This is a genomic window from Daejeonella sp. (genome assembly GCF_049655485.1).
In the GTDB taxonomy this organism is placed as follows: Bacteria; Bacteroidota; Bacteroidia; order Sphingobacteriales; family Sphingobacteriaceae; genus Daejeonella.
The window spans coordinates 1-15,111 of sequence record NZ_JBASJU010000028.1 but is presented as its reverse complement, the minus strand read 5'-3'; the positions used below and the strand labels follow the sequence as shown (position 1 = coordinate 15,111).

Genomic DNA, 15,111 nt, shown 5'->3' with positions numbered 1-15,111 from the left:
CAAAAAAGCACCAATCTTAATATAAGAGGATGAGTATTCCGCAGGAGATCGACCGAGATCAAAGAGTTACCCAGATATATGCTTTAGTACACTCAAAATGTCCACGTTGCAGAAGGGGGAGTGTTTTTCAAAATTCGATGTACGGGTTTAAACCGCAAAAGATGAATGACCACTGTCCGCTTTGCAATCTAAAATTTGAACGGGAGCCCGGATATTTTTATGTTGCTATGTTTGTAAGTTACGCTTTCAATGTTGTGCAAATGATTCTGGCCGGAGTATTTACTTATTGGGTCACGGGAAATACCACAAATCCTTGGCTTTATATGGCTGTAATTTTCCCGGTTGTAATCCTCCTTTCCCCTTTCAATTATCGTTATTCAAGACTTATATTGCTACATTTTCTAACCCCGGGCCTAAATTATATTCCGGACATGGGTAGAGATCGTAAATCTATCTAACCTTCTTACGGTAGAATACCAACTCATTAAGCAATATCAGAGATGTACTTAGGAGAGCACTTAAGATAACGCTGATCATTGTGAACCCCAATTCCGATATTCGGAAGACTTCGAATGTGAATAAGATTAGATGGTGGAAGAATGCCAGAATAAATGCATAAAACACGAACCACCTGAATCCCATAATACCCAGACGCGGCTCCGGCTCGTTGTCAAACCCATCACGCTGAACGGTTACGCTAATAAATACAATTCTTACAAATGCCATTCCACTACATGCAAGCGCATGTAAACCAAGTGTATCGTAAAATACATCCACTGTTATCCCGCTTATAAATGCAAGCAAGAACAACAGTATGTTCGGGATGTTAAAAGGCAATAGTAAAATGAATAAAATATATAAATACGGGACGCTAAGATTGTAGTAACCTATGTTTTTTAACAAAAAAACCTGGGTGGCGATCAGAAGGAAAAACCTTATTATATTAACAATTAGAGCTCTTCCCATTATTCCACTTTGTTTAAAGCTTCAAGAGATAATTGCTCTTTAGAAAGCAGATTATTAATCACATAAACATACTGAAGAGCGGAGAAATCGGTGTCTAACTTCACTTCAATACTTAAAGAACTAGTATTGCCTTGAACTTCCGTCTTATGAACAGTACCGATATTGGTTCCCTGAGGGAATAATGAAAATTCGGACGTTGTCACCCTGGAACCTTTCTTAACCACAAGGTGGCCGGGGATGTCTTTAAGAAGGGCATATCGGGCATCCATATTTCCTTCACCCCAAACAAGCGATCCGATATTTGCGTCAACACTTGCACTAATCTTCGTCTCAGTATGAAGAAGAGATCTTATGGTTGCGAAATTTTCTGAGACATTTAACACAATCCCAACAATTCCGGAGGCGGATGTAACACCCATACCTTTTTCGACTCCATGTTTTTTGCCTCTGTTTATCGTAATATAATTATTCTTTTGGTGTATAGAATTATTAATTACCCGCGCAACCGTGTACGTATATTGTTGTTTCAAAACGGTATCAGTAACAGTTACCCGTTTAATGCTGTCGCTGAAGAAAGAGCTCTTTAACAGATTTCTCAGCCTTGCATTCTCCGCTGCCAGACTATCATTAGACTTTCCAAGAACAAGATAGCTGCTGAATTCGTTTACTCTTTCATAAGTGCTGCCGACAAGCTGATTCGACGAATTCCATACACTAGCTCGTTGAAAGGAATTATTATTTACCAACAATATAAGTGAAATGGTAAAGAAAATGATCAGCAAAAAAAATGCGTTATACTTACTTATGAAAAGCCAGAGGTTACGCATGGATGGTTGTTAGTTGTTGGTTGTTCGTTGTTGGTTGTTAGTCGTTAGAAGGTACTAACAACTAACAACGAACAACGAACAACGAATCTACTGCATTAAGAATTTGAAATTACCGATATTTTTTAAAGCGATACCTGTTCCTCTAACAACTGCGCGAAGTGGATCTTCAGCAACGTGCACGGGAAGCTTGGTTTTGGCGGCGATACGTTTATCGAGGCCGCGCAGTAAAGCACCCCCTCCGGTTAAATAAATTCCCGTCTGATAGATATCTGCAGAAAGTTCTGGAGGAGTGATCTCAAGTGCTTTTAGAATTGCTTCCTCAATTTTTGAAATGGACTTATCCAGACAATGAGCTATTTCAGTGTATGAAACGGTAATTTGTTTTGGTACACCTGTCATCAGGTCACGTCCCTGGACAGCATAGTCAGCAGGTGGGTCTGCTAATTCAGGTAAGGCTGCACCAACTTCGATCTTAATTTTCTCAGCCGTGCGGTCTCCAATCATGATATTATGCTGACGGCGGATGTATTGAACGATATCGCTGTCGAAATTATCGCCCGCAACTCGTATCGACTGATCGCACACAATCCCCGAAAGGGCAATTACGGCAATCTCAGTAGTTCCCCCGCCGATATCAATAATCATATTTCCCATTGGCTCCTCAACATCGATACCAATACCAACAGCAGCTGCCATAGGTTCGTGGATTAAATAAACTTCTTTTGCACCAGCAATTTCCGCTGAATCGCGCACCGCACGTTTTTCAACTTCTGTGATGCCTGATGGGATACAGATTACCATACGAAGAGAAGGGAAGAACCATCCTTTACCGTTGTTAATCATCTTAATCATCCCACGAATCATGTATTCAGCCGCGTTGAAGTCGGCAATTACTCCATCTTTCAAAGGCCTGACAGTCCGTATATTGTCGTGGGTTTTACCCTCCATTTGCATAGCCTGGCGACCGATAGCGATAACTTTATTTGTTGTGCGGTCAAAAGCCACAATCGAGGGTTCATCCACTACAACCTTATCGTTGTGAATAATAAGAGTGTTAGCGGTGCCCAGGTCAATCGCGATCTCTTGTGTAAACCAGTTAAATAAACCCATTCCTATAATGTTATATGTTGAAAATGTATGCTAAGATAAACTCTTTTTTTACTTGTTTGTTGTAGGGCGAAATTTTAATTAATGTTTAAAATGGCGGACACCAGTTGTCACCATACCTATGCCTTTATCGTTCGCCATATCGATCGACTCCTTATCTTTGATTGAGCCGCCGGGTTGCAAAACCATAACCACTCCGGCGTCTGCTGCAATCGACACGCAATCAGGGAAAGGGAAGAATGCATCTGAAGCCATGACGCTGCCTGCCAGGTCGAAATGAAAAGCTTTTGCCTTCGCAATTGCTTGCTGTAACGCGTCTACGCGCGATGTTTGTCCCACGCCGCTAGCAATCAGGCACGAGTTTTTAGCCAAAACGATTGTATTTGACTTAGTATGTTTTACAATTTTGTTCGCGAAGGCGAGATCTTTAAGTTGGTTCTCATCCGGTTTTCGGTCTGTCACCGGACTCATCTCTTCAATTCCCTCAATTTGTAAGTCTTTATCTTGTTCGATAATTCCGTTTAACAAAGTTTTAAACTGTTTTGTAGGAAGCTGGACTTCATTTCTTTTAAGGATGATACGATTCTTCTTCCCGGTAAGGATTTCCAATGCTTTTTCATTGTATGATGGAGCTATTAGAACTTCAAAGAACAGGCTATTAATATCATCAGCGGTTTCTGCATCAATTTCACGATTGCAAATAAGGACACCCCCAAAGGCAGAAACGGGATCACAGGCAAGAGCTTTTTTCCATGCGTCAAGAATTGAGTCTCTGGATGCGATGCCACAGGCATTTGTGTGCTTTAAAATGGCGAAAGTCGGTTCTTCGAATTCGTCTATTAATGAAACTGCAGCATCTACATCAACCAGATTATTGTAAGAAAGCTCTTTCCCGTTAAGTTTCTCAAACATCTCATTTAGATCCCCATAAAAAATGCCTTTTTGGTGCGGGTTTTCTCCATAGCGAAGTGAGACTGAATGATTCTCGCTGTATTTGAATACGGTGAGTGGATCCTGCTGATTAAAATAATTAAAGATTGCGGTGTCGTAATGAGATGAGGTGTTAAAGGCTTGACGAGCCAATGATTTTCGGTGCGATAACATGGTATAACCACCGTTTTCTGTTAAAATGTCGCTTAGCGTGTTGTAATCGTTTTTTGATGCGATGATTACTACATCGTTATAATTTTTAGCAGCAGCACGTATAAGGGAAATTCCACCGATATCAATTTTTTCAATAATATCTTCTTCTTTGGCTCCCGACTTTACGGTTTCTTCAAAAGGGTAGAGGTCAACAATAACCAGATCAATTTCTGGAATTTCATATTGTCCAATTTGAGATTTGTCTTCTTTATTTTCTCTGCGATTTAAAATACCGCCAAAAACTTTTGGATGAAGGGTTTTAACGCGTCCACCTAATATCGAGGGGTAGCCGGTAAGATCTTCAACTGCAATAACGTCGATACCAAGCTCACGGATGAATTTCTCAGTTCCTCCGGTCGAGTAAAAAATCACCCCATCGGCATGTAATTGACGAATGAGTGGTTCTAAATTATCCTTGTAATAGACTGAAATTAAGGCGTTTTTTATCTTAACAGGGTGGCTCATTTGAAAATTTTAATTGAAGGCGCAAAGATAGTTTTTTTGGGGAGAAGTTTGAACAGGAACTGAAAATTGAAAGTTGAAAAAGGCTTGGTGTATCGACTCGGGTTGAAGTCGGCTATCTTCTACCTTCAACTTTCAGTTATTTTTTTACTAACTCTTCATCTTCTTGAGCAAAGCCTCTACCACTTTTGGATAATGCAGATGTTCCAGTTGCTGGCCTTTAAATTTTATCATTTCGATATCATCACCTTTATCAATTCTAAAGCGTGATTGATGTATTACCTCGCCTTCGTCGAAGTTTTCATTTACAAAATGTATTGTGATACCGGATTCTTCTTCTTTTTTATCGAGAATTGACTGATGAACCTTATCGCCATACATGCCTTTTCCACCGTGTTTAGGCAGGAGTGAGGGGTGAATATTGATTATTTTATTAGGAAATGCTTTGAGCAAATTTTGGGGGATAAGCCAAAGGAAACCGGCCAGCACTATCAGGTCGATTTGTAAATTTTTTAGAAGATTAACCACATCGTCCGTTTGAGTGAACTCGTGCCTATCAAATATATGAGACGGGATTTCAAAATTATCCGCACGTTGTAAAACGTAAGCTTCCGGATTATTGGTCAGGACTATAACCACTTCTGATTCATCATGCTTTTTGAAATACTCCATGATCTTTTGGGCATTCGATCCGGAACCTGAAGCAAAAAGGGCTATGCGTTTCTTCAAACTAATTGTTTTTTAGCAAAGATATTATTTTGACTGAGGTATGAAAATGATTTCTGACAGTACTCTCTATAACACAGAAATACCTGAATTGTTGTGGCCTCGCATATCCAAATTTAGCCAATCAACAAGGGTTTGGCTCTTCAGCTTTTCGGAAAAGAAAGCGGATATACTGAGATAGCTATCTACTTCGGAGAGGTAAATTTTTTTAAGAAACCCGGGAAATGCGCTGTAATAGGAAAAAGGTAGCCGTTTCACACGGCTACCTATTCGTTTACAAGTTTCCTCTTAACTCCTGTTCTCTTTCTAAAGCCTCAAAAAGAGCTTTAAAATTTCCTGCTCCAAAAGATTTGGCTCCTTTTCTCTGGATTATTTCGAAGAATAGGGTTGGCCTGTCTTCCACAGGTTTGGTGAATATTTGAAGTAGGTATCCCTCTTCATCTCTATCCACCAGGATGCCAAGATGTTTTAATGGTTCAATATCTTCTTCGATTTTCCCTACCCGGCTTTCCAGGTCATCATAATATGTGGTGGGTACCTTGAGGAATTCAATTCCACGATCCTGTAGTTTAGTCACTGTATCAACAATGTCGTTCGTTGCGATTGCAATGTGCTGAACCCCCTCATCCCCGTAAAAATCAAGATATTCTTCTACCTGCGATTTCTTTTTTCCTTCGGCGGGTTCGTTTATAGGAAATTTAACGTAGCCGTTTCCATTACTCATCACTTTGCTCATCAGCGCAGAATATTCAGTTGATATCTGCTTATCATCGAAGGTAAGGATGTTCTTGAAGCCCATAATGTCTTCATAAAACTTAACCCACTTATCCATTTGGTTCCAGCCCACATTACCCACACAGTGGTCAACATATAATAAGCCGGTCCCCTCGGGGTTATAGTGGCTTTCCCACTTTCTAAACCCTGGCATAAAGAGCCCCCTGTAGTTTTTTCTTTCTATAAACAAATGGACGGTTTCCCCATAGGTATAAATTCCGCTCATTTTAACTACTCCGCTTTCGTCTTCGAGCGTCTGAGGTTCCATGTAGCTTTCTGCTCCACGGGAAATGGTTTCCTGATAGGATTTGTAAGCATCGTCTACCCATAGTGCTATAATTTTAACGCCATCGCCGTGTTTGGTTAACTGTTCTGAGATGGGGTGTGCAGGATACAAAGGCGTTGTTAATACCAGCCTGATCTTATTTTGTATAAGTACATACGAAGCACGATCCTTTACTCCGGTTTCCGGGCCAGCGTAGGCGAGGCTTTGGAATCCAAACGCAGTTTTATAGAAATGGGCTGCCTGTTTAGCGTTCCCCACATATAATTCAATATAATCGGTCCCGTTTAAGGGAAGAAAATCAGTGTTATGAGTTTTATTTTCTAAGGTTTCAGTTGTCATAGTCAAGTTTTTAGATACTACTCTACATTTTCCTGCCAGCTTTTGTGGTAAGATTCGTCTTCAATGCCTACTGCATAGTCGGTTAACATAAGCGGTTTAAAAGGATCAACCATCACGGCAAGTTCTTCAGTACGTTCTTTTCCAATTGATTTTTCCACTGTGCCAGGGTGAGGACCGTGTGGTATTCCGCCAGGATGCAAAGTTATCTGTCCTTTAACCACACTCTTTCTGCTCATAAAATCCCCATCCACATAATAAAGTACTTCATCGCTATCAACATTACTATGGTTGTATGGTGCCGGGATGGCCTCAGGATGGTAGTCATATTTCCGTGGTACAAAGGAACAGATCACAAAATTGTGCCCCTCAAATGTTTGATGAACTGGCGGCGGCTGGTGCACCCTTCCGGTGATTGGCTCGAAATCATGGATTGAAAAAGCCCAGGGATAATGAAATCCATCCCATCCGATGAAGTCGAATGGATGGGTACCATAAGTATATGGATAAATCAGTCCTTGTTTTTTGATCAATACCTTGAAATCACCAAATTGATCGTGTGTTTCCAGGTCTTGTGGCCGTTTGATGTCACGTTCACAGAATGGAGAGTGCTCCATTAACTGGCCCCAGGCGTTTCGGTAACGCTTTGGAGTACGGATTGGGCTAAAGCTTTCTATAATGAAAAGACGGTTATTTTCATCATCGAACTCCATTTGGTAAATAGTACCACGGGGCACAACGAGATAATCGCCATAAGCAAACGGGATTTTTCCAAAGCCGGTTTTAAGTGTTCCGGAGCCCTCGTGTATGAAGATCACTTCGTCGGCCTGGCTGTTTTTGTAATAGTAATCGGTCATCGACTTACGCGGAGCTGCGAGTGATATGTGTAAATCGCTATTTACCAGCACCGGTTTCCGGCTTTGCAAATAGTCATCTTCCGGCTTAATATTGAAGCCGATAAGACTGGTATGTTTCAGATGCTTTTCACGAGCTATTTTCGGCTCTACGGAATAGGGTTCGCCCAGGGACTTCACGATAGTAGGTGGATGGACGTGATAAACCAAAGAGTACAAACTGGAAAAACCTTCGGTTGAGACCAATTCCTCGGCATAAAGATTGCCATCCGGTTTTCGGAAAACGGTATGTCTCTTATGAGGAATAGATCCTAATGTATGATAAACAGGCATAGATTAGAATGTTTTGGTTATATAATTGGTGGTGTAAAGGTAACGATTTTTGGTAAAGTTAATTATTACCAATATCAGCAAGCAATTCATCATTTTTCCCAAAACCTTATTGCAAATCATTATTTTTGAAGAAACGCTAACCAAATCCAAGATCTATGAAACTAGTTTCCTATAAAACTGAAGACCGTGAACACCTGGGTGTTTTTATAAAGGGACATATTTATAATCTCAACTCGTGCGATAAACTAATTCCTGATAACATGAATGAGTTTTTGGCCGGGGGAGAGGAGTTGATGGACAGGGCAAAGAAAGTCAATGAGGAGATCAAATCGGGTAAGCAGGAAGCAAAGGAGGAGATCTTTTTCGAGGTGATGGCACCGGTACCGCACCCTTCATCTTGTAGAGACGGTTATGCGTTTCGTCAGCATGTAGCTTCTGCGAGAAAGAACAGGAGAGTTGATATGATTCCGGAATTTGATCAGTATCCGATTTTTTATTTTACAAATCATAATGCGATTCAGGGAGTAGGGGATATAGAATGTATGCCAGATCACTTCGAAAAACTCGATTTCGAGCTCGAGGCATCAATTGTAATTGGGAAAAAGGGTAGAAATATCCGGGCTTCTGAAGCTGACTCATACATAGCGGGTTATATGGTGATGAACGACCTCAGTGCACGCACCTTACAAATGGAGGAAATGCTCCTCAATTTAGGTCCTGCGAAAGGAAAAGATTTCTCAACTGTCATAGGTCCCTGGTTAGTAACACCTGACGAGCTTGAACAATTTAAGACATCTCCTAAAGAGGGCCATACAGGTAATGCGTACGATCTTTCTATGAAGTGCTGGGTAAATGGAATTGAAGTTTCCTCGGGTAACATGGCAGATATGGACTGGACTTTTGCCGAGATTATTGAACGCTGTTCGTATGGAGTTGATATTTTGCCTGGTGATGTGATCGGTTCAGGAACCGTTGGAACGGGATGTTTTCTTGAATTAAATGGTACAGGCTTGTTAAATGACCCTAATTATAAGCCACAATGGCTGCAACCCGGCGACATAGTTGAAATGGAAATAACCGGGTTAGGACGCCTTACCAATACCATTCGGAAAGCGGATACGGATTGGTCGATACTTAAATTAAAAAAGAACAAAGAATAAAGTGCAAAGATAAAGGACTGACTTTCTAGCGAACTTATTTAATAGTAAAATACCGCAAGTCTTTGTTCTTTGATTTTTGTTCCTTGATCCATTTCCTATGCTATCCATCGACCCCGCCAATCTTTCCACTGTCGAACTGCAAACCTACATGCAGTACGCCATTGCTCCTCGTCCCATCTGTTTTGTATCGACGATGGATAAAGATGGGAATGTGAATCTAAGCCCTTTTAGTTTCTTTAACATGTTTAGTACTAATCCACCGGTCTGCGTTTTTTCGCCGGCAAGGAGGGTAAGGGATAATACAACCAAGCATAGCCTCGAAAATGTTCTTGAGGTACCTGAGTGTGTGATTAATATTGTCAACTATGATATGGTCAGGCAAACATCACTTGCCAGTGTTGAATACCCAAAAGGAGTAAATGAGTTTATCAAAGCGGGTTTCACTCAGTTAAAGTCTGAACTTGTTAAACCTCCCAGGGTTGCCGAGTCTCCTGTGCAAATGGAGTGTATCGTCAAGCAGGTTATTCCTTTAGGAGATAATGCGGGAGCCGGGAATCTTGTGTTAGCCGAAATAAAACGCATACACATCCGCGAAGAAATTCTGGATGATCAAGGCAAAATCGACCAGGTAAAAATAGACCTTGTGGCCCGCCTTGGAGGCGATTGGTATTGCAGGGTTACTGCCGACAATCTTTTTCAGGTAGAGAAACCGGTTAGGACCGTCGGAATCGGTGTTGACTCGATTCCGTCAGCAATACGAAATTCTGATATCCTTACAGGAAACAATTTAGGCCAGCTTGGAAATGTTGAGCAACTCCCTGCCGATGAGGAAATAACTCAATTTCAATCTGATCGAGAACTTAAAGAAATTCTTGATGCCACGATTGGCGATAATATTAACCGTGAGCGGGAGCTTCACCAGTACGCGCGGAAATTATTAAATCAAGGAAAGGTGGCGGAGGCTTGGAAGGTACTTCTTTCTTAAAGCCCAAGCACCTGCCTCAACTTCGGATACCCCGTCTTACTCACCGGAATCTTCTCACCCGATTTTAGAATTGCTAAATGAGATTCCTTCTCATATGGATCTATCCGGGTTATAACATCGATCTTCACAATATAGGAGCGATGGACCCGTACAAAATCATCTTCGCCTAAAAGCTTTTCAAAGTAAGCCATAGTCTTGTTTTTAAGAAATGAACCTTCAGCGGTATGAATCTTTACATAATCATCATCGGCAGCAAGGAAGATGATATCGTTCACTGGTATGATCTTTATTTTATTCCCCGTTTTTACAACTACACGCTCATTTTTTGGAGAAGAGGTTTGAATATTGTCAAGGATGAGAGTGGTATCTTTTTTCGCTTCAGCGTTTGGTTTGGTGTCCAGCCATTTCTGAACAGCCTTGTCAAAGCGTTCTTTAGTAAAAGGCTTTAGCAGATAGTCGATGGCGTGCTCTTCAAAAGCTTTGATAGCATATTCATCAAATGCGGTAGTAAAAATCACAGAAGGAGGCTGGTCAATAAGTTCCAGCATTTCAAACCCATTAATTTTTGGCATTTGAATGTCGAGAAAGATTAAATCCGGCTCATGTTGCGCAATAGCCTTCACGCCCTCAAAGCCGTCGCTGCATTCCTGGACGATTTCAATCTGCGGCCAGGACTGCAAGTATTCTATCACTACCGAACGTGCCAGCGGCTCGTCATCAATTAAAATTACACGCATTGTTATACCTGAGGAATTTTTACTGTTGTGGTAAATATATGGGTATATGATGTAGTTTCCAATAGGTCTGTGCGACCAAATAATAAATGTAATCTGCGTTTTACTCCGCTAAGTCCGAAGCCGGTGCCGTGTTTAGGGCGAGTAGTATCAGGATCGTAAGGATTTTGAACAGTAACGTGCAGTTCAGTCTCAACACATTCCGCAAATATACTGATGGTTACCACTCCTGTGGTGTCATATAGGCCGAATTTAATAGCATTTTCCACGATCGGCTGCAGCAGCATTGGAGGCAAAGTCATTAGTCGGCAGGATTCATGGAAAGATATCTCCGTAGATAACCGATGTCCAAATCTTACTTTTTCAATATCTAAATACAGCTGCAGATGCTCCAGTTCAGCTTCCAGAGTAACAGGCGCCTGGTCTTCTTTTTTCAAAGTCCCCCTCAGGAAATCAGAAAGTTGATGTATCATCTTTCTTGCCTCTTCGGGCCTGCTTCCAATCAACGCAGTGATTGAGTTCAAACTGTTAAATAGAAAGTGGGGTTGGAGTTGTTGTCTCAGGTTGTAAAGCTCTGCATCCCTGGCAAGGGTTTCGGCTTCAATTTTACGTTTTTCAGTTTCCTTTTGATCTTGCTGAGTATAATAGACAACGCTTATCATCGCCATTAGGCTAATGATTAATAAGCCTAAGAAAAATCTAACCGGCAATGAATTGTAAAGAAACTCAGCATAATGCGGATCAGTCAAGACGAGTGAGTCAAGAATCCAGTGATTAACCAGTAGCCAGATGGATGCTAGAATGGCACAGTACATCAGCATCAGCAGATACCTGTTCTTTTCTGGTCTGTAATATCTTAAGTTGTTAGCGATAAGAAAACAGGCAATGGCGAGTAATATCGTGCTGACTGAACCGTCAATAAGAGATGTTTCAGGTGTAAAACCGAACCAAAATAAAATCGCGGATTGGGCCAAAACACAGACCACAATACATTGAATTACAATCAATATTATTTTATTCCTTGATAGGACAGAGCCAGAATGAGACGACGGCCTTATTTGATGCTGAGACACCTATTTTACATTTAGTTTCCTGGGTAGATAAAATAATATGGACCGTTAGAAGCTTTTAATATCTATGCCTCCAAATAATGATGTCCCCACAATTACTAAAACCTTTTCTGGTGCTACATTCAATTGAGGAGGGCGTTTATCTTCAATTCCTCCAAATATTGCCACCATTTCGGAATGTACTGTCCAATTTGCCGGTACTATGATTTTTGTTCCGCCAAACACCTGTACCACCTCCAGGTTGACACGTCCGTTTATATCTGCCTGCATTAAATTGATCTCCGACCCGCCAAAAAAGTTGACGATCTCACCGCCGCGGAAGTTTTTAGACACTATATTTTTCTTCACTCCACCGAATATAGAAACTGAATCGATCAGGTCTTCAGGGTATGGACCCGAAGCAGCTGGACCTGTGCCCAAGGGATCACCTGTGCCTGCATTTTCTGGGTCTGTTTGCGTACCCGTCCAGGTATAAGGATCTTCTCCAGATTTTTTATTCCATTTGCCGAATGCATCCATCTTAGGCGTCTTCCTGCCCATGATCATCCACACACCGAAAGCTATAATCAGTAAGGGCCAGAAAAATCTGCTTAAATCCATATCCGGGAGAACCCGGTTGCTTAAAAAGATTATACCAATAATAATTGGAACGAATGCCGATGGGCGATCAAAGCCCTGACGGTAGCCAATAAAACAGCCAATTGCAATCATAAAGACCGGCCAGCTTAAAAGCCACCCTGGTATAAAAAATAGGTCGAGTGTTCTGAGCAGTAATATACATCCCACACCAAGTAAAATTATACCCACAAGGGCTTTGCCTGATTTTTGATTGGAGCTTTTTAAGTTTTGCATATCGTATTATTTGTATCTAAGCTAATATATTATCATTTATCAGCACATGTATATTAGGCGAGCTTACTCAAGTTCTCGGTGAATGTCGGAAATTTGTCGGTAAAAAAAAACCTGGGAGTAGCTTGTTACTTGTATCATGCAGGCAGGACGGTTTCAAACACAGCCTGGAGGTTAATATAACCATGTTTGGGACATCACGATTTGATCTTGATGTAAACATGCTTGATATTCCCTTTACCGGTCAGGCGTTCGTCAAACTCAAACATATTGAGGCTTTTTATTAGGGGCAGCAGTTTAGGGTAATTATAATTTCTGGAGTCAAAGTCAGGCTTTTTCTTTAAAATTAGATTCCCCAGGTTCCCCAAATAAGTCCAGCCATTCTCATCTTCCAGATCGGAAACGCTGTCACGTATAAGTTTAATTAGTTCTTTATCAATATTGTTCAGAGGGGCAGCGCTCTTCCGGCTGGTATTTTTTGATTGCCTTACAGGCTGGCTATCGTCCTGCAGAATTTCGTTATCCTTTAATATTTCAATGTAGATGAATTTATCACATGCTGTTATAAAAGGTATAAGCGTTTTCTTTTCTCCAATACCAATTACCTTCATTCCGGCTTCCCTTAATCTGGTGGCGAGCCGTGTGAAATCGCTGTCGCTAGATACGATGCAAAATCCATCAACCTTCCCGGAATACAAAATATCCATAGCGTCAATAATCATCGCACTGTCGCTGGCATTTTTGCCGGTCGAATAACTGTATTGCTGGATAGGGGTTATAGCGTTTTCGAGAAGAACTTTCTTCCATCCTGAAACAGTGGGCTTCGTCCAATCGGCGTAGATCCTTTTAAATGTCGGCGTTCCATATTTCGCAATTTCCTGAAACATAGGCTTTACGTTCGAATACGGAACGTTATCGGCATCAATTAACACTGCTAACCTAAGATCTTTCGTTATATCCATTCTGTTAAAATCCGTTTCCCTTAAGTGACAAAGTTAATGTTTATAATTATACATGAACAATGCGGCAATCCAGCCGGAGGTGATGTATTTTTAAAGGACCTTTTGTACAAGTCCAGCGGCTGCAGACACTTGGTACACCCTTGCTATATCGCTATAAGGTCCCTATAAGGACGGTATAAGGTTCCTATAAGGTCGGTATATTGTACGTTCGAAATATATCCCCAAGCTGTGCCCTTTTACTATGTAATTGTAATTGTCATATTCGATTGCAGCCATACGCATGAATCCTTACATTTATAAACAAAAAGTTTCGGATTATACTTCGACGTAGTATTGATATTAAAGATATTAAAACTTGCTAAAAATAGGCATCATAGGTTTGGGCGACATCGCTCAAAAGGCATACTTACCGCTACTGAGTAATAAAGAACTTGAACTGCATTTATATACCCGTGATCTTGAGAAACTTTACAGGATCGGCAGGGAATATCGTTTTCAGAATCTTCATCAGGATTTCGACTCTATATTAAATAGCGGCATTCAGGCGGCTTTCGTACATTCATCCACTAGCAGCCATGTGGAAATAATTCAGATGCTGTTAATGAACGGCATCCATGTGTATGTGGATAAACCCATAACATATGATTATGCCTCTTCCAAAAGATTATTGCAATTAGCGGCGAGCCTGAACCTAATTCTTATGGTTGGTTTTAACAGGAGATATGCCCCGGCCTATCGTGAACTCAAACAGCTGGCTAATCCAAACATGATAATTATGCAGAAAAATCGTGTTGCCCTTCCGGGGGATGTACGCACTTTTATATTTGATGATTTTATTCATGTGGTTGATACCCTGACTTACCTGTTTCCATATCCTGTCAAAGAACTCACTGCGAAAGGGATGAAAAAAGGTGACCTGCTTTATCACTGTGTTATTCAAATGACCGCCGAAAATGGAGCTATTGCCATTGGTATAATGAACAGAGATTCAGGTTTGGTCGAAGAAAGGGTCGAAGTATTTAGCACTACCGAAAAGCGGACAGTCCTGAACTTGTCATCGCTAAGCCTTCATGTTAACCGTGATGAGACCAGCAAAACTATGGGTGATTGGGACACCATGTTATATAAAAGGGGCTTTGAGCAGATAGTGGGCGATTTTCTGCAGGCTATAAGACCGGGCGGCAAGCCTCAGTTTACCATTGACGATTCACTAAAAACACATAAGCTTTGTGAGGATATTGTGGAGCAACTAAACAATACGGAGAAAGATTATTCTTATCATCCGTGAGCAATTCGTTTACTGCTTTCTGAAGGCAGTTTCATAGGCTTTAATCCAAACCTCGACACTAATCTTTCTCATTAGTTCGCCAATCAATTCAAAAGGAATCTGGTCCGGCTTTTTAAACCGTATACAACTCTTTCCCATGTCGAGTTTTGCACTGGAATGTTTAGGATATTCGCTTGTAAACCAATCCAGGATTGCCGGATCGGCATAGATTCCCATATGATAAAGAGCGATAAAATTCTTTTGGGATGC

Annotated in this window: 16 protein-coding genes; 4 read left to right on the top strand and 12 right to left on the bottom strand. The window is 41.1% G+C overall.

The annotated features are described in order from the left end of the window. Positions 1 to 29 precede the first annotated feature (29 nt). On the top strand, positions 30 to 458 hold the full coding sequence (locus WBJ10_RS01485; protein ID WP_424287789.1) for a DUF983 domain-containing protein: 429 nt from the start codon (positions 30 to 32) through the stop codon (positions 456 to 458). Here WBJ10_RS01485 and WBJ10_RS01480 read toward each other — a convergent pair. From WBJ10_RS01480 to WBJ10_RS01450, 7 genes are all read right to left on the bottom strand, one after another. Then, complete coding sequence (locus WBJ10_RS01480) at positions 451 to 966, bottom strand: rod shape-determining protein MreD (protein WP_424287788.1); 516 nt, start codon at positions 964 to 966, stop codon at positions 451 to 453. The two genes, WBJ10_RS01485 and WBJ10_RS01480, sit on opposite strands and share 8 nt — an antisense overlap. Continuing rightward, positions 966 to 1,793, bottom strand: a complete 828-nt coding sequence (gene mreC, locus WBJ10_RS01475; RefSeq protein ID WP_424287787.1) for a rod shape-determining protein MreC — start codon at positions 1,791 to 1,793, stop codon at positions 966 to 968. The genes WBJ10_RS01480 and mreC overlap by 1 nt, the downstream gene beginning before the upstream one ends. Positions 1,794 to 1,880: 87 nt before the next feature. Then, complete coding sequence (locus WBJ10_RS01470; RefSeq protein ID WP_424287786.1) at positions 1,881 to 2,903, bottom strand: rod shape-determining protein; 1,023 nt, start codon at positions 2,901 to 2,903, stop codon at positions 1,881 to 1,883. Between the two features lie 78 nt (positions 2,904 to 2,981). After that, positions 2,982 to 4,508: a bifunctional phosphoribosylaminoimidazolecarboxamide formyltransferase/IMP cyclohydrolase gene (gene purH / locus WBJ10_RS01465; protein ID WP_424287785.1), complete on the bottom strand. Its 1,527-nt coding sequence runs from the start codon at positions 4,506 to 4,508 to the stop codon at positions 2,982 to 2,984. 147 nt (positions 4,509 to 4,655) lie between these two features. Then, positions 4,656 to 5,234 (bottom strand): phosphoribosylglycinamide formyltransferase, encoded by a 579-nt coding sequence (gene purN, locus WBJ10_RS01460; RefSeq protein WP_424287784.1) that lies wholly within the window; start codon positions 5,232 to 5,234, stop codon positions 4,656 to 4,658. 271 nt (positions 5,235 to 5,505) lie between these two features. Then, the gene (hppD, locus tag WBJ10_RS01455) at positions 5,506 to 6,630 is read right to left on the bottom strand and encodes a 4-hydroxyphenylpyruvate dioxygenase (protein WP_424287783.1); all 1,125 of its coding nucleotides are present in this window, start codon (positions 6,628 to 6,630) and stop codon (positions 5,506 to 5,508) included. A 17-nt stretch (positions 6,631 to 6,647) separates the two neighbouring features. Continuing rightward, entirely contained in the window at positions 6,648 to 7,814 is a 1,167-nt protein-coding gene (locus tag WBJ10_RS01450) for a homogentisate 1,2-dioxygenase (RefSeq protein WP_424287782.1), read from the bottom strand. A gap of 155 nt (positions 7,815 to 7,969) precedes the next feature. Here WBJ10_RS01450 and WBJ10_RS01445 point away from each other — a divergent pair, with 155 nt between their 5' ends. Beyond that, positions 7,970 to 8,974, top strand: coding sequence for a fumarylacetoacetate hydrolase family protein (locus WBJ10_RS01445; RefSeq protein WP_424287781.1), 1,005 nt, complete (start codon positions 7,970 to 7,972; stop codon positions 8,972 to 8,974). A 97-nt stretch (positions 8,975 to 9,071) separates the two neighbouring features. Then, complete coding sequence (locus tag WBJ10_RS01440) at positions 9,072 to 9,959, top strand: flavin reductase family protein (protein WP_424287780.1); 888 nt, start codon at positions 9,072 to 9,074, stop codon at positions 9,957 to 9,959. Here WBJ10_RS01440 and WBJ10_RS01435 read toward each other — a convergent pair. From WBJ10_RS01435 to WBJ10_RS01420, 4 genes are all read right to left on the bottom strand, one after another. Then, positions 9,956 to 10,696, bottom strand: coding sequence for a LytR/AlgR family response regulator transcription factor (locus tag WBJ10_RS01435; protein ID WP_424287779.1), 741 nt, complete (start codon positions 10,694 to 10,696; stop codon positions 9,956 to 9,958). The two genes, WBJ10_RS01440 and WBJ10_RS01435, sit on opposite strands and share 4 nt — an antisense overlap. 2 nt (positions 10,697 to 10,698) lie before the next feature. Beyond that, complete coding sequence (locus WBJ10_RS01430; protein ID WP_424287778.1) at positions 10,699 to 11,700, bottom strand: sensor histidine kinase; 1,002 nt, start codon at positions 11,698 to 11,700, stop codon at positions 10,699 to 10,701. A gap of 111 nt (positions 11,701 to 11,811) precedes the next feature. Next, positions 11,812 to 12,615 (bottom strand): LiaF transmembrane domain-containing protein, encoded by an 804-nt coding sequence (locus WBJ10_RS01425; RefSeq protein WP_424287777.1) that lies wholly within the window; start codon positions 12,613 to 12,615, stop codon positions 11,812 to 11,814. A 194-nt stretch (positions 12,616 to 12,809) separates the two neighbouring features. Next, positions 12,810 to 13,574, bottom strand: a complete 765-nt coding sequence (locus WBJ10_RS01420; RefSeq protein WP_424287776.1) for an NYN domain-containing protein — start codon at positions 13,572 to 13,574, stop codon at positions 12,810 to 12,812. Between the two features lie 355 nt (positions 13,575 to 13,929). Here WBJ10_RS01420 and WBJ10_RS01415 point away from each other — a divergent pair, with 355 nt between their 5' ends. Then, entirely contained in the window at positions 13,930 to 14,862 is a 933-nt protein-coding gene (locus WBJ10_RS01415; RefSeq protein ID WP_424287775.1) for a Gfo/Idh/MocA family protein, read from the top strand. 9 nt (positions 14,863 to 14,871) lie between these two features. Here WBJ10_RS01415 and WBJ10_RS01410 read toward each other — a convergent pair. Next, positions 14,872 to 15,111: DUF1801 domain-containing protein (locus WBJ10_RS01410; RefSeq protein WP_424287774.1), on the bottom strand; the 240-nt coding region annotated here is incomplete at its 5' end.